The 19,704-nt window shown below is 67.8% G+C and carries 21 protein-coding genes; 14 read left to right on the forward strand and 7 right to left on the reverse strand.

Going from position 1 to position 19,704, the window contains the following annotated elements; genetic code table 11:
* Window positions 1–29 precede the first annotated feature (29 nt).
* Window positions 30–590, forward strand: coding sequence for a pyrazinamidase PncA (gene pncA, locus OQ789_RS24610; protein ID WP_324688934.1), 561 nt, complete (start codon window positions 30–32; stop codon window positions 588–590).
* The gene (locus tag OQ789_RS24615; protein ID WP_324688859.1) at window positions 590–1,390 is read left to right on the forward strand and encodes a ketosteroid isomerase family protein; all 801 of its coding nucleotides are present in this window, start codon (window positions 590–592) and stop codon (window positions 1,388–1,390) included. The genes pncA and OQ789_RS24615 overlap by 1 nt, the downstream gene beginning before the upstream one ends.
* Window positions 1,391–1,411: 21 nt before the next feature.
* Here OQ789_RS24615 and OQ789_RS24620 read toward each other — a convergent pair whose 3' ends face one another.
* Entirely contained in the window at window positions 1,412–1,762 is a 351-nt protein-coding gene (locus OQ789_RS24620; RefSeq protein ID WP_324688860.1) for a DoxX family protein, read from the reverse strand.
* Between the two features lie 168 nt (window positions 1,763–1,930).
* On the opposite strand from OQ789_RS24620, the gene OQ789_RS24625 reads away from it, so the two are divergent.
* The 5 genes from OQ789_RS24625 (at window position 1,931) to OQ789_RS24645 (ending at window position 7,096) form a co-directional block, all read left to right on the forward strand.
* Window positions 1,931–2,926 (forward strand): sigma-70 family RNA polymerase sigma factor, encoded by a 996-nt coding sequence (locus tag OQ789_RS24625; RefSeq protein ID WP_324688862.1) that lies wholly within the window; start codon window positions 1,931–1,933, stop codon window positions 2,924–2,926.
* On the forward strand, window positions 2,916–4,241 hold the full coding sequence (locus OQ789_RS24630) for a sugar ABC transporter substrate-binding protein (protein WP_324688864.1): 1,326 nt from the start codon (window positions 2,916–2,918) through the stop codon (window positions 4,239–4,241). Before OQ789_RS24625 ends, OQ789_RS24630 begins: the two co-directional genes overlap by 11 nt.
* A 107-nt stretch (window positions 4,242–4,348) precedes the next feature.
* Complete coding sequence (locus OQ789_RS24635) at window positions 4,349–5,194, forward strand: sugar ABC transporter permease (RefSeq protein ID WP_324688936.1); 846 nt, start codon at window positions 4,349–4,351, stop codon at window positions 5,192–5,194.
* Window positions 5,195–5,228: 34 nt separating this feature from the next.
* Window positions 5,229–6,023 carry a carbohydrate ABC transporter permease gene (locus OQ789_RS24640; RefSeq protein ID WP_420716200.1) on the forward strand — a complete coding sequence of 265 codons (795 nt, stop codon included), beginning with the start codon at window positions 5,229–5,231 and terminating at the stop codon, window positions 6,021–6,023.
* A gap of 2 nt (window positions 6,024–6,025) precedes the next feature.
* Window positions 6,026–7,096 carry a sn-glycerol-3-phosphate ABC transporter ATP-binding protein UgpC gene (locus OQ789_RS24645; protein WP_324688867.1) on the forward strand — a complete coding sequence of 357 codons (1,071 nt, stop codon included), beginning with the start codon at window positions 6,026–6,028 and terminating at the stop codon, window positions 7,094–7,096.
* Between the two features lie 57 nt (window positions 7,097–7,153).
* Here OQ789_RS24645 and OQ789_RS24650 read toward each other — a convergent pair whose 3' ends face one another.
* Window positions 7,154–7,441 carry a DUF3349 domain-containing protein gene (locus tag OQ789_RS24650; protein ID WP_324688869.1) on the reverse strand — a complete coding sequence of 96 codons (288 nt, stop codon included), beginning with the start codon at window positions 7,439–7,441 and terminating at the stop codon, window positions 7,154–7,156.
* 220 nt (window positions 7,442–7,661) lie between these two features.
* Here OQ789_RS24650 and OQ789_RS24655 point away from each other — a divergent pair, with 220 nt between their 5' ends.
* The 5 genes from OQ789_RS24655 to OQ789_RS24675 all read left to right on the forward strand — a co-directional run bounded on the left by OQ789_RS24655 (window position 7,662) and on the right by OQ789_RS24675 (window position 13,694).
* Window positions 7,662–8,495 carry a DUF3097 domain-containing protein gene (locus OQ789_RS24655; protein WP_324688871.1) on the forward strand — a complete coding sequence of 278 codons (834 nt, stop codon included), beginning with the start codon at window positions 7,662–7,664 and terminating at the stop codon, window positions 8,493–8,495.
* Window positions 8,496–8,552: 57 nt separating this feature from the next.
* Window positions 8,553–10,160, forward strand: coding sequence for an iron uptake transporter permease EfeU (gene efeU / locus OQ789_RS24660; protein ID WP_324688872.1), 1,608 nt, complete (start codon window positions 8,553–8,555; stop codon window positions 10,158–10,160).
* 37 nt (window positions 10,161–10,197) lie between these two features.
* Window positions 10,198–11,373, forward strand: coding sequence for an iron uptake system protein EfeO (gene efeO / locus OQ789_RS24665; RefSeq protein ID WP_324688938.1), 1,176 nt, complete (start codon window positions 10,198–10,200; stop codon window positions 11,371–11,373).
* Window positions 11,374–11,375: 2 nt separating this feature from the next.
* Window positions 11,376–12,692 carry an iron uptake transporter deferrochelatase/peroxidase subunit gene (gene efeB / locus OQ789_RS24670; protein ID WP_420716199.1) on the forward strand — a complete coding sequence of 439 codons (1,317 nt, stop codon included), beginning with the start codon at window positions 11,376–11,378 and terminating at the stop codon, window positions 12,690–12,692.
* Window positions 12,693–12,803: 111 nt separating this feature from the next.
* Window positions 12,804–13,694: a universal stress protein gene (locus tag OQ789_RS24675; RefSeq protein WP_324688873.1), complete on the forward strand. Its 891-nt coding sequence runs from the start codon at window positions 12,804–12,806 to the stop codon at window positions 13,692–13,694.
* A 4-nt stretch (window positions 13,695–13,698) separates the two neighbouring features.
* Here OQ789_RS24675 and OQ789_RS24680 read toward each other — a convergent pair whose 3' ends face one another.
* Together OQ789_RS24680 and OQ789_RS24685 are read right to left on the reverse strand one after the other, a co-directional pair.
* Window positions 13,699–13,890, reverse strand: a complete 192-nt coding sequence (locus OQ789_RS24680) for a hypothetical protein (RefSeq protein WP_324688874.1) — start codon at window positions 13,888–13,890, stop codon at window positions 13,699–13,701.
* Entirely contained in the window at window positions 13,887–14,825 is a 939-nt protein-coding gene (locus OQ789_RS24685) for a fumarylacetoacetate hydrolase family protein (protein ID WP_324688876.1), read from the reverse strand. Before OQ789_RS24685 ends, OQ789_RS24680 begins: the two co-directional genes overlap by 4 nt.
* A gap of 179 nt (window positions 14,826–15,004) precedes the next feature.
* On the opposite strand from OQ789_RS24685, the gene OQ789_RS24690 reads away from it, so the two are divergent.
* The gene (locus tag OQ789_RS24690) at window positions 15,005–15,655 is read left to right on the forward strand and encodes a TetR/AcrR family transcriptional regulator (RefSeq protein WP_324688878.1); all 651 of its coding nucleotides are present in this window, start codon (window positions 15,005–15,007) and stop codon (window positions 15,653–15,655) included.
* On the opposite strand, the gene OQ789_RS24695 is transcribed toward OQ789_RS24690, so the two are convergent.
* Window positions 15,652–16,965, reverse strand: a complete 1,314-nt coding sequence (locus OQ789_RS24695) for an acyltransferase (protein WP_324688879.1) — start codon at window positions 16,963–16,965, stop codon at window positions 15,652–15,654. The two genes, OQ789_RS24690 and OQ789_RS24695, sit on opposite strands and share 4 nt — an antisense overlap.
* A gap of 92 nt (window positions 16,966–17,057) precedes the next feature.
* Between OQ789_RS24695 and OQ789_RS24700 the strand changes: the two genes are divergently transcribed.
* On the forward strand, window positions 17,058–18,029 hold the full coding sequence (locus OQ789_RS24700) for an aldo/keto reductase (RefSeq protein ID WP_324688881.1): 972 nt from the start codon (window positions 17,058–17,060) through the stop codon (window positions 18,027–18,029).
* An 18-nt stretch (window positions 18,030–18,047) separates the two neighbouring features.
* Here the strand turns inward: OQ789_RS24700 and OQ789_RS24705 are convergent, their stop codons facing one another.
* Complete coding sequence (locus tag OQ789_RS24705; protein WP_324688883.1) at window positions 18,048–19,148, reverse strand: NAD(P)-dependent oxidoreductase; 1,101 nt, start codon at window positions 19,146–19,148, stop codon at window positions 18,048–18,050.
* Between the two features lie 7 nt (window positions 19,149–19,155).
* Window positions 19,156–19,674, reverse strand: a complete 519-nt coding sequence (locus OQ789_RS24710; RefSeq protein WP_324688885.1) for a nuclear transport factor 2 family protein — start codon at window positions 19,672–19,674, stop codon at window positions 19,156–19,158.
* Between the last annotated feature and the right edge of the window lie 30 nt (window positions 19,675–19,704).

Raw genomic sequence — 19,704 nt, forward strand, 5'->3', positions numbered from 1 at the left:
TCAGGGCGCGCGCCGATAGGGTGGAGCGGGTGCGAGCGTTGATCATCGTCGACGTGCAAAACGATTTCTGTGCGGGCGGCTCCGTGCCGACGGCCCGCGGCGCCGCGGTGGCGGCCGCGGTCAACGCCTATCTGTCCGGTGACCCGGGCTACCGCTACATCGTGGCGACCCAGGACTTCCACATCGATCCCGGTGATCATTTCTCCGACCGGCCGGACTATTCGACCTCGTGGCCGGTGCACTGCGTCGCCGGAAGCGCGGGTGCGAATCTTCGCCCCGACCTTGACACCCGGCGCATCGATGCGGTCTTTCGTAAGGGCGCCTACGCCGCGGCATACAGCGGCTTCGAGGGCGTCGACGAGGGCGGGACGACGCTACTTGGCTGGTTGCGGCAACGCGGGGTCGACGAGGTCGACGTGGTGGGCATCGCGACCGACTTCTGCGTGCGCCGGACCGCCGAGGACGCCGTGGCGGCAGGCCTGGCGACGCGGGTGCTGGTGGACCTGACCGCCGCGGCCGCCGAGGACTCGGCCGTCGGCGCGCTGGCGGAGATGCGTTCCGCCGGCATCGAGTTGGTCGGGGGAGCCTGATGGTGGTGCCGTTGGATCGCGAACATCTGCTCGCCGCCGTGGAGCGCTCGCCGCAGGCGGCCGCCGCGCACGACCGCGCCGGGTGGGTTGGGCTGTTCACCGGTGACGGCCGGGTCGAGGACCCGGTGGGCTCGCGACCGCACGTGGGGCGCGAGCAGATCGGCCGCTTCTACGACACATTCATCGGTCCGCGTGACATCAAGTTCCATCGCGATCTCGACATCGTCATCGGCACGGCGGTGCTGCGCGATCTCGAGCTCGAGGTGGCGATGGGCCCGGCCGTGACGATGTACATTCCCGCCTTCCTGCGCTACGACCTTCGAGAAGCCCACGGCGAGTGGAAGATTGGTGAGCTCCAGGCCTACTGGGAGCTTCCCGCCATGATCTTGCAGTTCCTGCGCGCCGGCCCGGGGGCGGTGCGGCCCGCGTTGAACCTGTCCAAGGGGCTGTTGCGCAATCAAGGCTGGCGAGGGGCCGCGGGCTTCATGACCGGATTCCGGCGGGTGGGGGCGCGCCACCAGCGGCTGGTGACGGCGTTCCTCGATGCCGTCGCGCGCAAAGACGAGTCCGGTGCGGCGCGACTGCTGTCAGCAGGTGCGGCAATGACGCTGGGTGACCGGGACCCGCTCGACCTGACCGAGTTCGTCGAGCAGCTGGACGGGGCCGCCATCACCAAGACGATCGGCGCGGGACCCACCGTCGCGCTGTCGCTCAACTCGGGTCACGGGCGCGCCATCGTGTTCGCCGAGGTGGCGCGGCGCGGCGACGCGATCACCCGGGTCACATACTTCCCCGGCTGATCGGTCGCTCTCGCGCCCGTCTCACCGGGCCACCATCAGCGCCAGCGACGCCCCGGACAGGCACAGGTAAGCGCCGGGAAACGCGATGTTGTAGAGGACGTGCGCCCTGAGGTGCGTCATCACCGCACCGACGAAGAACAAGACGAGCCCGACGGCGGCCGCGATGCCCAGTTCCGGCCGGCCCAACAGGCCGAGAACGATCCCGGCGGCGCCGGCCAGCTTCACCGCGCCCAGTGCCGGTAACCAGGATCGCGGCACCCCGACCTGGGCAGAGTTCGCCAAAACGAAGCGCGCCGGGACGAAGTCCGCAATGGCGATCGCGCCGGTGACGGCGGCGGTGGTCAGCGTGACCACGACAAGTGCGGTGTTCATCTGGATCAACCCCTTGCCGCGCAGCGATTTCCGCTGCGGCGAGTCGAGTGCGCGCGCCGCACGCCGCGGCGCACAATCGGTGAGGTCATGGTGTTTGTCTCCTTTGTCATCGGAAGTCCGTTGGACGCGGTCATTTTCTTGACGACCCCCGGGCGGGAAAGGTGACCCATGAACGCGGCAGACGATGTGACGGATCTGGCGGCGCGTTTCGACGCCGACCGGCAACACCTGAGGGCGGTCGCGTTCCAGCTGCTGGGCACGGTGGCCGACGCCGAGGACGCCGTCCAGTCGGCGTGGCTCAAGGCCAGTAATGCGGACTTCGGCGTCGTCGACAACCTGTCCGGCTGGTTCACCACGATCACCGCGCGCGAGGCGTTCGACCAGCTTCGGGCGCGCAAGCGCCGCGCCGAACAACCGCTGGCCGGGGTCGGCGAACTGGACCGGTTGGCGCAGGCGGCGTCGCCGCCGGCCGACGAGGACGCGCTGCTGGCGGAATCGGTGAGCAGCGCGCTGCTGGTGGTGCTCGACCGGCTCTCTCCGGCGCAGCGCGTCGCGTTCGTCTTACACGACGTGTTCGCCATGCCGTTCGAGCAGATCGGCCACGTGATGCGGCGGTCACCGGACGCGACCAAGAAGCTGGCCAGCAGGGCGCGGGCGCGGCTGAGCGCGGGCCCGGCCGCCCCGCCGCGCCGCACGCGCGAGCACCTGAAGGTGGTGGAGGCGTTTCTGACGGCCTCGCGCGGCGGTGACATCGTCGGGCTGCTCGAACTGCTGGCTCCCGAGGTGGTGCGCAGGGTCGATCCGGCCCTGGTCCCGGCCGACGTACCCACCATGATGCGCGGCGCCCGCGAGGTCGCCGAGGAGACTCGCCGGTTCGCGCAACGGGCGCGCGCCGGCGCGGTCATGCTCATCGACGGGGCGCCGGGCATCGTGCTCGCTCCCCACGGGCGCGCCGAAGTTCTGCTGGTGATCGGCATCGGGGCCGACGGTCGCATCCACACGATCGACATCACCGGCGATGCCGGGCGAGTCCACCGGGCCGGGCTCGCGCTGCCCCGGTGGCCGATTCAGGAACATCACACGTTCATCGGGTACCAAGGACGTCAGACACGGTCGGCCGGAGAGCCGGTCACGGGGCAAGGCCGGGAGAGTCATGCTCGATAAGCCGTTCGGACGGCGCAACCTGCTGCGGGGCGCCGGCGCGCTGTCCGCGGCCGCGCTGGCGCCGTGGTCGGCCGGGTGCGCGCGCGACGACGACGCCCTCACGTTCTTTTTCGCGGCCAACCCGGACGAGCGTGACGCCAGGATGCGTATCGTCGACGAGTTCGTGCGCCGGCATCCCGATATCAAGGTCCGGCCGGTGCTGTCCGGTCCGGGTGTCATGCAACAGCTTTCGACGTTTTGTGTCGGCGGCAAATGCCCCGACGTGCTGATGGCCTGGGAACTGACCTACGCCGAACTCGCCGACCGTGGTGTATTGCTGGACATGAACACGCTGTTGGCCCGCGACAAGGCGTTTGCCGACCAGCTCAAAGCCGACAGCGTGCCGGCGCTGTACGAAACCTTCACCTACAACCAGAAGCAGTACGCGCTGCCCGAACAATGGTCGGGCAACTACATGTTCTACAACAAACGGCTCTTCGCGGAAGCGGGGGTGCCCGCACCGCCCGCCACATGGGAACGGCCCTGGGACTTCGCCGAATTCTTGGATACGGCAAAGGCTTTGACCAAGCGGGACGCATCCGGACGGGCCGCCCAATACGGCTTTGTCAATACCTGGGGTTCCTACTACTCGGCAGGCCTGTTCGCGATGAACAACGGCATCGCCTGGTCGGACCCGCGGCGCAATCCGGTCCACTTCAACTTCGACAAGCCGGCCTTCCAGGAAGCGGTGCAGTTCTACGCCGATCTGTCCAACACCTACCGGGTTGCGCCCAACGCGTCGGAGACGCAGTCGATGTCGACACCCAATCTCTTCGCGGTGGGACGGGCCGCGACGGCACTCGGCGGGCATTGGCGCTACCAGACCTACATCCGCGCCGAGGATCTGGATTTCGATGTGGCGCCGTTGCCGGTGGGCCCGGCGCTGGGAAAGGGACACGCGGCGTGCTCGGATATCGGCGCCACCGGACTGGCCATCTCGGCGAGCAGCCCCCGCAAGGAGCAGGCGTGGGAGTTCGTCAAATTCGCGACCGGCCCCGTCGGGCAGGCGTTGATCGGTGAATCCTGTCTGTTCGTCCCGGTGCTGCGCTCCGCGCTGCGGTCGGACGGATTCGCCACGGCCCATCGACGGCTCGAGAATCTGAGTGTGCTCACCGAAGGGCCGGCCTTTTCACAAGGCTTGCCGATCACGCCGGCGTGGGAGAAGGTCAATGCCTTGATGGAGCGTAACTTTGGCCCGGTCCTGCGGGGCCGACTGCCTGCGACATCGTTGAGCGGGTTGTCCCGCTCCGTCGACCAGGTGCTGCGCAGCCCATGACGTCGATCAGCGCGCCTGGCCCGGCCGTCCCGGCGGGGCGGGCCACGAAGGATCCCAGCCCGTGGCGACGACACGCGTGGGCGGGTCGGTTGTTCGTCGCACCCAACATGGCGGCGGTCGCCGTGTTCATGCTATTTCCGCTCGGCTTCTCGCTGTACATGAGCGTGCAGCGGTGGGATGTGTTCACCCCGCCGAAATTCGTGGGGCTGAGGAACTTCGGAGAGCTGTTCACCTCCGATCCGCTCTTCCTGATCGCGATCCGCAACACGGTGATCTTCACCCTCGGAACGGTCGTCCCCACGGTCCTGGTCAGCCTGGCCGTCGCCGGGATGCTGAACCAGAAGGTCAGGGGCATCGGCTTCTTCAGAACGATTGTCTTTCTGCCGCTGGCCATCTCATCGGTCGTGATGGCGGTGGTGTGGCAGTTCGTCTTCAACACCGACAACGGCCTGCTCAACATCATGCTCGGGTGGGTCGGGCTCGGCCCGGTCCCGTGGTTGGTGGATCCCCATTGGGCCATGGCCTCACTGTGTATCGTCAGCGTCTGGCGCGGCGTGCCCTTCGCCACCGTGGTTCTGCTGGCCGCGATGCAGGGTGTCCCGGGAACGGTCTACGAGGCCGCCAAGATCGACGGTGCAAGCGAGATAAGACAATTCGTCTCCATCACCGTTCCGTTGATCCGGGGATCCATCTCGTTCGTGGTGATCATCTCGGTCATCCACGCCTTCCAGGCGTTTGACATGGTCTATGTCCTCAACGGCCCCAGCGGCGGTCCGGAATCGGCGACCTACGTGTTGGGCATCATGCTGTTCCAGCATGCGTTCTCGTTCCTGGAGTTCGGATACGCCTCCGCGTTGGCGTGGGTGATGTTCGCGGTCCTGCTGGTGCTGACCGTGGTGCAGTTGCGGATCAGCCATCGACGATCCTTGGAGACTTCGCGTGGGCTCAAGTGAGGGTGTCATCGGGCGCACCGTGGTGCGCGCCGCCATGGTCTACGGCGGATTGCTCGCCGTCGCGTGGTGTGCGCTGTTCCCGATCGCATGGGCGGTGTCGGGTTCGCTGAAGACGGAAGGCGAGGTCAGCGAGCCCACCCTACTGCCGGCGCACCCGCGATGGTCCAACTACGCCGAGGTGTTCGCGCTGATGCCGTTCGGCCGGATGTTTCTCAACACCGTCGTGTACGCGGGGTGCGTCACCGCCGGGCATGTCTTCTTCTGCTCACTGGCCGGATATGCCTTCGCGCGACTGGATTTCCGCGGCCGCGATGCGCTGTTCGTCGTCTACCTCGGCACGTTGATGGTGCCCCTGACGGTGACCGTGATCCCGCAATTCCTGGTGATGCGGACCCTGGGCTGGGTCGACACGCCATGGGCGATGATCGTGCCCGGATTCTTCGGCAGCGCATTCGGCACCTACCTGATGCGGCAGTTCTTCCGCACCCTGCCCACCGATCTGGAGGAGGCCGCGATCCTCGACGGTTGTTCGCCGTGGCAGGTGTATTGGCGCATTCTGCTGCCCCATGCACGACCGGCGGTGATGGTGCTCGCGGTGCTCACCTGGGTCAACGTGTGGAACGATTTCCTGTGGCCGCTGTTGATGATTCAGCGCAACAGCCTGGCCACCCTGACCCTGGGCCTGGTGCGGATGAGGGGCGAATACGTTGCCCGCTGGCCGGTTCTGATGGCAACCTCGATGGTTATCATGCTGCCCCTGGTCGTCATCTACGCGATCGCGCAACGCTCGTTCGTCCGTGGGATCGCGGTCACCGGGATGGGCGGCTAGCCATGGCCTCGCTGACATTCGAGCAAGCGACCCGGCGCTACCCGGGGGCGGACCGTCCGGCACTGGACAGCCTGGATCTGGTCGTCGACGACGGCGAATTCGTTGTCCTGGTGGGGCCGTCGGGGTGCGGCAAGACCACGTCACTGCGGATGGTGGCCGGGCTGGAGGTCGTGGACTACGGGCGCATCCGGATCGGCGAGCGAGACGTCACCAACGTCGACCCCAAGGACCGTGACGTCGCGATGGTCTTTCAGAACTATGCCCTCTACCCGCACATGACCGTGGCCCAGAACATGGGCTTTGCCATGAAGATCGCCAAGACGCCGAAGGACCAAATTCGGGAGCGGGTGCTGGATGCGGCGAAACTGCTCGACCTGCAACCGTATCTCGATCGCAAGCCGAAAGACTTGTCCGGCGGGCAACGTCAGCGCGTGGCGATGGGCCGCGCGATCGTGCGCCGGCCGCACGTGTTCCTGATGGACGAACCCCTGTCCAACCTCGACGCGAAACTTCGGGTGCAGACGCGCAACCAGATCGCCGCTCTGCAACGGCGGCTGGGCACCACCACCGTCTACGTCACCCATGACCAGGTCGAGGCCATGACCATGGGTGACCGCGTGGCCGTCCTGCGCGACGGCGTGCTGCAGCAGTTCGCGCCGCCGCGCGAGCTCTACCGAAACCCGGGCAACCTCTTCGTGGCCGGCTTCATCGGCTCACCGGCGATGAATTTGTTCACCCTCCCGGTGGTGGATGGCGCTGTGTCGCTGGGTGATTGGCCCATAGCATTACCCCGGGAGGTCGCCGGGAGCGCGGGCGAGGTGGTGGTCGGGGTCCGTCCCGAACATTTCGCGCTGGGTGGCCTCGGTGTCGAGATGGAGGTCGACGTGGTGGAGGAGCTGGGGGCGGACGCCTATTTGTACGGGCGGATCACCGGCTCCGGCAAGGTGATCGATGCGCCTATCGTCGCGCGGGCCGACGGGCGTGACCCGCCGCAGAAGGGCGGCAGGGTGCGTCTGCACCCGGAACCCGGGCACCTGCACTTCTTTGGTGTGGATGGCCGCCGAATCGGTTGATCATGCCGCCGCGACGGAAATGAGCGTGGCGTTCGGCGGTGACCGATTCGGCGCTGCCTAGCCGCGCGCGCAGCGCAGCGCGCGAACGCGACGCTGGACGCGCGCGACGTCGTGGGGCGAGGGCAGCTGGTTGGTGACTCGGGTGATGGCCACACCGACGTCGATGGAACCGAGCGGCCAGAGCCGACGCGCGATGAGATCCCTTGCGATGGCAGTGATGTCGTCGTCGCAGAGCTGTCTGCGCGTCAACGCGGCCGCCGACACGTAGCCGGTCGCCGGCATGCCGGCGGGATAGCCGGCCCGCACGAATGCCACGATGCTCGTTACCCAGTGCGACAGGTCCATATGTCCACCTCGCTAACCGCCGCAAGTTGTGCGTGAGCGCAGTGCTTGCCGTAGCTAGCAACGTACCATCGGCGATCCCATCAGCTGAGTAACGCCACACAGTTAAAGCACATTTTTTCTCGTCGGCCATGCCGGGTCGCCGGGGGTGACTTCGCTGACGATTCGCGCGACGTGGCGTGCCGCAACACTGTTTGGCCGCAAGGCTTTCTAGGATGGCCGGGTGGTAGATCGCTATGGACCCGACGTCCTGGCCGCGGGGAGGCGCAAGCCCCGCTCGACCGAGCAGCCGGCCGAAGTGGGCCTGGTGGTCGAGGACGTCGAGACGGGATACGTAGGCGCGGTGGTGCGCGTCGAATACGGTCGGGTCGCACTGGAAGACCGACGCGGTCACGTGCGTGGATTCCCTTTGGGCCCTGGCTATTTGCTCGAGGGGCGTCCGGTCATCCTCACCGCGCCGCGCCAGCCGGCGCCGGCCACTTCGGGCAGGACCGCATCGGGTTCGGTCGCCGTGTCCGGTGTTCGCGCCCGCGTCGCCCGGGCCGGCCGCATCTACGTCGAGGGCCGCCATGATGCCGAGCTCATCGCGCAGGTGTGGGGGGAGGACTTGCGCATCGAAGGGGTCGTCGTCGAGCACCTCGGCGGCGTTGACGACCTGGTGGACATCGTGGCCGAGTTCGCGCCAGGTCCGGGCCGCCGGCTGGGGGTGCTCGTCGACCACCTCGTGGCGGGTTCCAAGGAGGCGCGGATCGCCGAGGCGGTGCGGCGCGGCCCCGGCGGCACCGACACCCTGGTGGTGGGTCATCCCTACGTCGACATCTGGCAGGCGGTGAAACCACAGCGGCTCGGGCTGGACGCGTGGCCGAGGGTGCCCCGGCAGGTGGAGTGGAAGCACGGCGTGTGCGAGGCGCTCGGTTTGCCCCACAACGATCAGGCGGACATCGCGCGGGCCTGGCGGCATATCCGGTCGCGGGTGCGCGACTGGAACGACCTCGAGCCGGCGCTGATCGGTCGGGTCGAAGAACTCATCGACTTCGTGACGGCCCCGGTCTGCTGACACGGCAGCCGGTACGCTGAGCCGAAAGTTCCGACCGGCGGGACAGAAATCGGGCGTATGCAGGGCGTATTCGGGATCTTTGTCGGCACGTTCCTCATCGGGCTCCGCGAAGGCCTGGAGGCGTCGCTCATCGTGAGCATCGTCGCCGCCTTCCTGAAACGAAACGGCTCGACGGTCCGCCCGATGTGGGTCGGTGTCGCACTGGCCGTGCTGCTCAGCATCGGTGTTGGCGTCGGGCTCGACCTGCTCGCCGCCGGCCTGCCGCAGGCGCGCCAAGAGATGATGGAGACCGTCATCAACGCCGTCGCGGTGGCGTTCGTGACGTCGATGATCATCTGGATGAACCGCAACGCCGCGCACCTCAAGGGCGAACTCGAGCGCGAAGCCCGTCGGGCGGTCAACCGCGGTGGCGCGTTCGCCATGGCCGCCATGGCATTTCTCGCCGTTCTCAAGGAGGGCTTCGAGACCTCGGTGTTCCTGCTGGCCGCCGCCCAGACGTCGCACGGCGGCCGGTGGTTCGCCGTGCTGGGCGGCGCCGTCGGCATCGCGACGGCGGTCGGCCTCGGCGCGGGCCTGTACTACGGCGGCCTGCGGATCAACCTCGGCCGGTTCTTCCGGGTCACCGGGGTATTTCTGGTGTTGATCGCGGCAGGGCTGGTGCTGGGTGCGCTGCGCACCGCGCACGAGGCCGGTTGGGTGAGTATCGGGCAGCGGCAGGTGCTCGACCTGTCCGGCTGGTTGCCTCCCAACTCGGTACTGGGCGCGGTGACGGCGGGGGTGTTCGGCATCCCCGCTGACCCCCGCCTCATCGAGGTGATGGGCTGGCTGCTGTATGCCGTGCCGGTGCTGGTCGTTTTTCTCTGGCCCGACCGGCTCGCCGCATCGCCGCGAGCCCGCGCCCGGCTGCTGGCGGCGGCGTCGGCGATGCTGCTCATCGCCGGGGCGGGGTCGGCGATCGCGACGCCCACCGGACCGTCGCCGAATTTGCGTGCGCGCACGGTCACCGACGCCTCCGGTCGCACCGCCACGGTGTCGATGACGGTAGGGCCGCACGGACGCGAGCTGACCGTCGTCGCTGGGGGCGGCCGGCCTGTCCGCAGCGTCCTGCTGGTCCCGGCGGACGACCAAACGGTGGACGGCGTGCCCGTACAGGTTTGGCAGGCGTCCGAGGCCGCCGGGGCCGACGGCGCGCCGGAAGTCACCCTGGATCAGTTGCTGCGCATGACGGGGGGCCGGCTGCCGGTCGGATTGGCGGCAGGCCGCACGCCGGGGCCGTTTCAGGGTCAGTGGTCGACGACCACCGTGTATACCGTTCTCGCACGGGGTGATTGGGTGATCAGCGCGCAGGCGACGAGCAACCGCACCGCGCTCTTGACCGGCGGCGGGCTGACGGGGGCCAAAACCGTCAGTCTCGGCGGCCTGGCGACGGACTGGTCCACCTCCGGTGCCCAAGACCACTCGACCGCGGTCGAGATCGTCGCGCGCGAACACAATCGCGGCGAGCGGCAGCTCTGGAACGTCTGGCTTCCCCTGGTAATGGCGGGTTTTGCGCTGGCGTGCGCGCTGGCGGCGATAGCCTCGGTGCGCGGGGACCGCAGGCGCGATGAGGAGAGGAAATCGATCGATGATGAGTCGCATCGCCCGGGCAACGTCCCGGTCGCGTGAATTTTGCTCGACCGCAATCGTTGTTCTCGCGGCGACGGTGTTGCCGGTGACGGCTTGTAGCCACTCGAACGACCAGGCCGGTCCCGCCAGGTCCGGGCACGCCGGCGCGACGAACGCGGTCAGGATCACCCTGGCCAACAACGGCGGTGCGGACGGCTGCGCGCTGGACACGGCCAGTGTGCCCGCGGGGCCGGTGACCTTTACGGTGGCCAATACGAATGCGCCCGGGATCAGCGAGGTCGAATTGCTCAGGGACCAAAGGATTGTGGGGGAGAAGGAGAACCTCGCTCCCGGCCTGGACCCGGTGTCGTTCACGGTGTCGCTGGACGGCGGCGCCTACCAGCTCTACTGCCCGGGGGCGAGCACCGAATACCAGACCCTGACGGTGACGGGGCAGGCGCCGGCCGCGCGGACGGGCACCGTGGCCGGCATCCTCAGCCAGGGGACCAAGGACTATGCGGCCTACATCGTCAACCAGATCGGTCAGCTCAGCGATGGCGTGAAGGCACTCGATGCCGCCGTGCAGTCGGGCAACGTCGACGCGGCGAAGGCCGCCTACGCCAAGGCCCGGCCGTTCTGGGAGCGTTCCGAATCCACCGTGGAGGGCTTCGTGCTGCCGGGCTTCGCGGTCGGCGACAACGCCGGCAGCCTGGACTATCTGATCGACATGCGTGAGTCGACACCGGTCGACGCGAAGGTCGGCTGGAAGGGCTTCCATGCCATCGAGCGCGACCTGTGGCAGGGTAACGCGATCGCGCCGGCGACGAAGGCGTTCAGCACCGAATTGGTAAGCAACGTCGGCACATTGAAGGGCATCGTCGCGACCCTGCAGTACAAGCCCGAGGATTTGGCCAACGGTGCCAGCGACCTGATCGAAGAGATCCAGAACACCAAGATAACCGGGGAGGAAGAGGCCTTCAGTCACATTGACCTGGTGGACTTTTCGGGAAATGTCGAAGGCGCGCAGCAGGCGTACGCCGCGCTGCGCCCGGGCCTGGAAAGGATCGACGGCAATCTGGTGGGGCAGATCGATCAGCAGTTCCGCAGCGTGCTCGCCACGCTGAACGGGTACCGCGACCCGGCGGCGCTCGGTGGCTTCCGGACCTACACTGCGGCGCTCAAGGCCTCCGACGCGCCGAAGCTGACCGCGGTGATCCAGCCACTGCACCAGAGCCTGTCGACCGTCGCGCAAAAAGTCGTTGCGGGCGGCTGATCGTGGCCGACGACATCACCGAACCCGCCGACGGCGACCTGACCGACGCCGGCCCCCCGGCGGATTCCACCGTGGTGCCGCGCCGCCGCGCGCTCGGGGGTGCCGTGCTGGCCGGGCTCGGCGGTGCCGCGCTCGGCGCCATCGGAGGCGGCTTCGCCGGGCACGCCATGGCGGCCGGACAACGGGGCGCCGACGACGACACCGTCGATCTGCGCCGCAGCTACCCCTTCTACGGCCAGCCCCACCAAGGCGGAATCGACACGCCGCCACAGCGTTACGCCATGTTCATGTCGTTCTCGGTGGCCGACGGGGCCGCCCGCACCCAGTTGCAGACGCTGCTGGCGCGCTGGTCGGCCGCCGCGGCGATCCTGCAGCAGGGAAAGCCGGTCGGGACGGTGCAGCCACAGCTCGACGTGCAACCGCCCACCGATACAGGGGAGGCCTACGGGCTGAGCCCCGCCGGCCTCACCGTCACCGTCGGGTTGGGCCCGTCGCTGTTCGGCGATCGGTTCGGGCTGGCCGCCCGGCGCCCCGCGGTGTTCGCCGACCTGCCACCGTTGGATGGCGACAACCTGGATCCCCGCCTGCACGGCGGCGACCTGTCCGTGCAGGCATGCGCCGATGACCCCCAGGTCTGCTACCACGCGGTGCGCAACGTGGCCCGGCTCGGTCGCGACATCGTCTCGCCGTATTGGGCGGTGTTGGGTTTCGGCCGAGCCTCCGCGGGCCCCGGCCAGCACACGCCACGAAACCTGCTCGGATTCAAGGACGGTACCCGCAACATCGCCACCGAGGCCGAGTACGCCAAATTCGTTTGGGTCCACGACGGCGACCAGCCGTGGATGAACGGGGGGACCTACCAAGTCGTCCGCAAGATCCGGATGCTGATGGAGACCTGGGATGTCGACCGAATCGGCAACCAGCAGAGGATCTTCGGGCGCACCAAAGCGGAGGGGGCGCCGTTGAGCGGCAAGAACGAATTCGACACACCGGATTTCGCCGCCAAGGGCGCCGACGGCAACCCGCTCATCGATCCGATGTCTCATGTCGGCCTCGCCGCCCGGGAGAACAACGACGGCATCATGATCCGCCGACGGTCCTACAACTACACCGACGGTCTCGACGCCAACGGTCAGCTCAACGCCGGGCTGCTGTTCATTTCGTATCAGAACGATCCCCGCAACTTCATCCGCCTGCAGAACCGCCTGGGGGCCCACGACCTGCTCAACGAATACATTCGCCATATCGGCTCGGCGATTTTCGCGGTGCCGCCGGCGCCCGCCGAAGGCCACTACATCGGGCAAAGCCTGTTCAGCTGACGGGCTCTGATCGTGGGCGAGGCGACCTCTGGCCCGCCGGTTGAGGACTAAAGCCTCACGTTCGGTGCGCACTTTCTCCGCTAGCGTCGTTCCAGACGGAGGGAGAACGTGATGTCCGCACCCGCTGAGGAACTCGGTATCGTCGTCGCGGTCGACGGCTCGCCGGCGTCAACCGTCGCCGCGGGCTGGGCAGCCCAGGAAGCGGCGATGAGAAACGTCCCGCTGACTGTTGTGCACGCGGTGTCCACTCCCACCGCGACGTTCCCGCCGGTTCCCTACCCCGAGTCCCTCGTCACGAACCTGGAAGACGAAGGCAAGAAGGCGATCATGTACGCGACGAAGGTCGCCGACGACGCGATGCCGGCCGGCCGCGCGGTGCGCATCGACCGGAAACTGGTGTATTCGGCCCCGGCGCCGGCCCTGCTGAAAATGTCCGACACGGCCGAGCTGATCGTCATGGGCAGCGCCGGGCGCGGTTTGCTGGCGCGTGGTCTGGTGGGGTCGGTGAGCTCGACCGTGGTGCGGCACGCGAATTGTCCGGTCGCGGTGGTGCGGGACGAACAGCTGCCGGATTTGCGGCATGCCCCCGTCCTGCTGGGCACCGATGGCTCACCGGCATCCGAACTGGCGACCGAGATCGCGTTCGACGAGGCGTCGCGTCGCGGTGTCGATCTGGTGGCCCTGCACGCCTGGAGCGACGCCGCGGTGATGGAGGTCTTCGAAATCGATTGGCCGGCGGTCGAGGGCGAGGCGGAACGCAGCCTCGCGGAGAGCTTGGCGGGCTGGCAGGAACGCTATCCCGACGTCACCGTCCACCGGCTCATCGCCCAGGACCGGGCGGCGCGGCACCTCATCGACAAGTCCGAAACCGCGCAGCTCGTGGTCGTCGGCAGTCATGGCCGGGGCGGTCTGAGCGGGCTGCTGCTGGGTTCGGTCAGCAACGCGGTCCTGCATTCGGTGCGGGTACCGGTCATCGTCGCCCGACCGCGCTCTGCCGCATAACCTTTCACGACCGTTCCCCCAGGAGTTCGCTCGCCCATCCGCACAACGCCGCGACATCACGACCCGCGCGTGCGACGGTGCGGTCGGGCACCACCGCGGCGTTGACGTGCCCGCGGCGCAGCCACGCCGTCAACGCATCGCCGTGCTCGGCGATCACGATGACGACGCCTCGGCGCCCGGCGGTGCCGTGGTTCACGCGAATCGGATTGTGGCGCGCTGTGTTCCAAGGTCGATGGCGCCGTCGTCGGTGGCGATCGATGCCTCCACGACGTCTCCGCCGCGCAGGTAGTTCGTGTTGTCGGCCTGGCGGGAAAAGAAGACTTTCCATTTGAGGTTGGGCGGCAACAGGTTTCCGATGATCTGTAGCGGCTTAGGCGGCGCGCTCAACGCGGTGCCCGCGGGGGTTCCGGTCAGCACCAGGTCGCCGGGCGCGAGCTCCTGGAACTGGGTGAGCGATTGCAACGCCTGCAGCGGGCGGTAGAGCATGTCGGGATCGACCAGCGCGTTCTGGCGCTCGGCGCCGTTGACGCTCAGCCGAAGCCGAAGATCGCCGAACCGCTTGAGTTCGTCCGCGCTCAGCAGCACCAGCTCCGGCCCCACCGGGGTGAACGTCGGGTAGGACTTGGCCTCGTAGAACTGGGTCTGCGGCAGCTGCACATCACGCGCCGATACGTCGTTGGTGACCACCAGCCCGGCGATGAAGTCGGCGAGGTTCGCATCGGAGATGCTGCTGGCGACCGGGATTGGGCGCCCGATCACCAGCCCGATCTCCACCTCGTAGTCGAGCAACTGGACGTGTTGAGGTTTGACGATGTCGTCGAACGGACCGTTGATCGAGGCCGACGCCTTGCGGAAGAAGGTCAGCGGAACCGACGACGGATCCATGCCGGCGTCTTTGACGTGCGACTCGAAGTTGGTCATCTGCGCTATCACCCGGCACGGCCTGGTCACCGGTGACACCAACGTCAGGTCCTCGACGGCGACGGTGTCGGCGCCGTGGGCGGCCGCCTCGATCGCGCGCCGGTCGACCAGCAGGCCCGCGGTGCTGGTGGCGGCGGTGTCGATCTTCGTGGCGCCGCCCGCGGTTTTCAGCCACCAGGCGTCGGCGGTGTGCAGCACAGAAACGGTCATGAAGCAGGCACTTTCAGTAGTCCGGGCAGCGCGCCCTGCGGGCTGTGCGCCTCCAACGGCGCGCTGCCGGCCAGTCTCATCGGCGCTCTCCCACGTTAACTGACGAAATCGTCACATACGAGACTATGCTCGGTCAAGGTTTCTGACGGAATCCTCACAACTGATGCATACTGCTGGCAATGAGCGCGATGCCCGACACCCCACCGCCGAACCGCCTGGCGCGACGCAAACAGCGCACCCGAGCGGCGCTGGTCAGGGCCGCGCAGCGGCTGATCGCCGAGGGCAAGGTCAACGTCCCCGTTCTGGAGATCACCCAGGCCGCCGACGTCGGGATGGGCTCCTTCTACAACCACTTCGACAGCAAGGAGCAGCTGTTCGACGCCGCGGTCGCCGACGTGCTCGACGCCTACGGGGCGATGCTGGACCGGCTCACCGAATCGACCGAGGACCCGGCCGAGACGTTCGCCACGAGTTTCCGCCTGACCGGCCGGCTCTTCCGCCGGCGTCCGCAGGAGAGCCGGATTCTGTTGGCCAACGGACTGGCGCTGCTGTCGTCGCCCCACGGCCTCGCGCCGCGTGCGCTGCGCGACATCACGGCCGGCGTGCAGGCCGGCAGGTTCACCGTGGACGATCCCGAGCTCGCCCTCGCCATGGCCGGGGGCGCGTTGCTGGGGCTGGGCAACCTGTTACGGGATCACCCGGATCGCGATGACGCGTCGGCGGCCGACACGGTCACCGAGCATGTGCTGCGGCTGTTGGGGCTCAGCGCCGCGGAGGCGCGCGCGTTATGTCGGCGTCCGTTGCCGGACAACACTTTTGACGAACGCTAACCGGTCCCCGCGCCCGCCTGATGCCGCGCGGGGCGCACCGCCGCCAGCAGCGCTCCGGCGGTGAAGATCGCCGCGGTCAGCCACGGGAAGTGCCCGTCGGGAGCGAAGCCCGCGGCGGCAACCAGGGACAGCGAATATGCCGCCATCGCGACGCCGGCCAGCATCACCGGCTCCGCCCAGCGCTCCGTCAGCGGGAAACCGAGCAGGGGCAGGGGAGCCGCGAAAAACCTTCGCGCCCAAAACAACAGCACCAGCTCGATCGCCATCACGACACCGAGGATGACCACCCATTCCAGCCGGGCCAGCCACCAGTGGCCGCTGCCCTCCGGCGGCTGCGGCAACAGCCCGGCCGGATAGCCCACGATCGCCACGATCACGACGGGAATCATGTGCCACAGGTACAGCGCCATGATGTTGTTGTTGGCGATGGACAGCGCGCGCTCGGCGCGCAGGGCGCGCAGGGCGCGATTGAGCGCGGGAGCGGCCGCCATCGCGATCCCCGTTTGGGCGCACCCGAACGCCAGTAGCGCCACCGTCGGCGGTGTCGTGTTGTCGATGGTCTGCCCGGGAACTCCGATCATGCTGACCGGATAGACCTTCAGCCAAACCAGCAGCGCGAGCGCCACCGAGGAAACCCCCGCCAGCAGCCAGGGCCTGCGGCCGGCCAATGACCCGCCGTGCCAGGCGATTCCAAGCTGGTACAGGGTGCCCCAGCCCAGCAGGTAATTCACCCAGTTGAGGTACGGCACGTGGCCGGCGAGGCGGGCGACATCCACTGCCGCGACAGCCAGCGCGAGCACGGTGGGCGCCAGCAGACCCCAACGGCGTTGTGCGGCAATCGCAATCGGTGTCAGCGACACAACCACCAGATACACGGCCAAAAACCACAGGTGCATCGCCACCGCCCAGCCGGCGTACTCGAGCACCGAGCCGGCCACCCCGCAGGCGCCCAGGACCACGACGACCACCGACACCAGCGCGATGTACACCGCCGTTGGCCCGAGCACCCGCGCCGACCGGCGTTGCACCCAGGTCCGGCGCGAAACACCGCCGGTGTCGTGGCGGTGCGTCCAGGACACGGCGGCGGCGTAGCCGGCGACCAGAAAAAACGCCGGAACCGCCTGGAAGGGCCAGGTCAGCCACTGGGTCCGCGGCAGGTCGACGAGCGGGTTCTGTCTGCCGAATTGCCCGGCGTGGTAAGTCACCGATCCGGCCAGCCAGTGCCCCAGCACGATCAGCACCACACCCGATACGCGGTAGTAGTCGACCGCCAGATTGCGCTCCGGCCGCGGGGTGTTTGCGCCGTCCATCAGATCGGGGCAAGCTCGACGCGGTACACAGCGCCACGCTACCGTCCGGCACTCGCCGGGGTGTCGCGCAACGCGGAGGACGGGAGACATCCATGAAGCAGGCTCAACTCGGCGACCTACGGGTCGGTCGCCTCGGGCTGGGTGCGATGGGAATGTCGGTGGCCTACGCCGGCGCGGGCAGTGACGATGCCGAATCGATCCGCACGGTGCACCGTGCGATCGACCTCGGTGTCACCCTGATCGACACCGCGGAGGTCTACGGGCCGTATGTCAACGAAGAACTTTTGGCCCGCGCGCTGCACGGCCGACGCGATCGAGTAGTCCTGGCAACCAAATTCGGCCTGATTTCGCACACCGGCCGCGACGGCCTGGACAGTAGCCCCGCCAACATCCGTATCGCCGTGGATGGTTCGCTGCGACGGTTGGCGACCGATCGCATCGATCTGTACTACCAGCACCGCCTCGACCGCCAGACCCCGATCGAAGACACGATCGGGGCGTTGGCCGAGCTGGTCGCGGCGGGGAAGCTCCGGTACATCGGCCTATCCGAAGTCGGCGTGGACACCATTCGCCGCGCGCACGCGGTGCACCCCGTCACGGCCGTCCAATCCGAGTACTCGCTGTGGACGCGCGACCAGGAAGACGAGATCTTGCCGGCGCTGCGCGAGTTGGGCATCGGGTTTGTCGCCTACTCGCCGCTGGGCCGTGGCTTTCTCACCGGCGCCGTCCGCTCTACGCGGGAGCTTCCCGACACCGACTACCGCAAGACGAACCCGCGGTTCTTTGACGACAACTTCGCCCACAACCTGCGGTGCGCGGACGAGGTGCGCGATATCAGCGCCGACGTCGGCGCGACGCCGGCTCAGGTCGCCCTGGCCTGGCTACTGGCGAAAGGCCCTGACGTCGTGCCGATTCCGGGGACTAAGCGTGTCGCGCGCCTGGAAGAGAACGTGGGCGCCGACGCGGTTGAGCTGACCGCCGACCAATTGACTCGACTCGACCGACTCACCCAGCCCATCGGGGGGCATCACGCGGAGGCGCAAATGGCATGGATCGACCGCTAGCGTGTCGCGTTGATCGCGCTAGTCGACGCTCGCCAAAGCGTCTGTGCCGTACCTTTTTTCGATCATCGACCACGGGTCGGCGTAGGGTCCGCGTCCCTCGAGCCGGCGCTGGACGGCCAAGATAGCGCGCAGCAGCGGCCGCAGCAGGGGGCCGAGCAGCCTTAGCACGAGGCGCGCGGGGCCCTGAGATTCCGCGATCCATGCCAGCGTCTGGCTCCAGTCGTGCTCCTGAAAGTCCAGTAGCCGCTGCGCCTCGGCGGTGTCGTACCAGCCTGTGAAACTCCAGCCGCGGTCGTCGTCCGGATCGCCGGGCAGGCCCGCCGAGGGGCCGAGCGCGCCCAGGCCGGCGGCGCTCATCACGTCGTCCTGCAGGCCATGCTGTAGCAGCACGTATGTTTCGTTGCCGCCGATGAGCAGGACTTTGCCGGAGATGCATGCCTCCCGGTCGACGCCGTTGGCGAAGGCCAGCGCCACGTCCCGCGCGTCCACCGCGTGAATCCGGTTGTCGCTCGGCATCGAACGCATCAGTGCAAGGTGGTCACCGTTGATGCCGGCCTGGGTATCCGGTGAGATGACACCCGCGAGCCGAAAGAGCGCAAACGGCAGGCCACTACCGCGGATCGCCGCCTCGGCGAGCACCTTGTCCTGGCCGTACTGATCGATAGGATTCACCGGGGTGTCCGGGGTGATCCGCTCAGGCTGGCGGTAGGGGTTGCGCGACCCGTAGACCGCGGCGCTGGAAGCCATGAGGAACAGCGGCGGGTGCGAAAGTGCCGAGCAGGCCGCCAGGAGATTCTGTGTGCCACCGACATTGACGCGCCGGGCCAGTCCGGGATTGCGATACGACGTCGGGGAAACGACGGCGGCCAGGTGGACGATCGCTCCAGGGGAGTGCGTCGCGACGAGCGCGTTCACCGCCTCGACTTCCAGCAGATCGGTGTAGGCGGCAATCAGCATCCCGGGGTGGCCGCCGGCTGCGAGTTCCTTTTCGGCGGCGACGGTGTCGTCGTTGCGCAAATCCATCGCGATGACGGTGCGTCCTCGGTCCAGCAGGATTTGTGTACAGCGCTTCCCGACCTGACCGAATGCGCCGGTGACCAAAACGGTGTCGACGGTCATGGCCGTGTCACCGGTCCATCAGCCGGCCGGCGATCTTGCCGATGACCGTGCGGACGCGCGGAGAGATGTAGATCGAGAAGAGGGGAGTCACGATGTCCTCGCGGAGCCGGGTTAGCTTGGAGCTCTTGATAAGCCACGCGCCGTCGAGGTTCTCATAGGTTTCGTGGTAGTGGCCGTAGCCGACCAAGGTCACCCCGGGTCCGAACCGGACCACGTCTTGCAACGCCCAGACTCCCCGCGCCGTCGTCGCCGACGTCAGCTCGATTTCGGGTGTGTGCACCTGGTGGGCGGTGGGCTGGTTCGGGCGGTCGAGGGCACGGCGGGTGAACGCCACGAAGTCGTCGGCGCCGTCGATCACCGTGCCGCCGGCTTCCGACGTGTCGCTGACGAAGTCGTCGGCGAAAATCGATCGCCACGCCGCCCAGTCCTTGGTGTCCAGGTAGCGGCAGTAGCGGGCCTTGAGTTGCTTGAGCGATTCGATGGCCGGCAGCGAATCGGCGACCAGCATCTCCGCGCGGTCTGTCATTGCGGCTCGATTCTTTCGGTCAGCATCCCG

This window comes from Mycobacterium sp. 94-17 (genome assembly GCF_035617725.1).
Taxonomy (GTDB): domain Bacteria; phylum Actinomycetota; class Actinomycetes; order Mycobacteriales; family Mycobacteriaceae; genus Mycobacterium.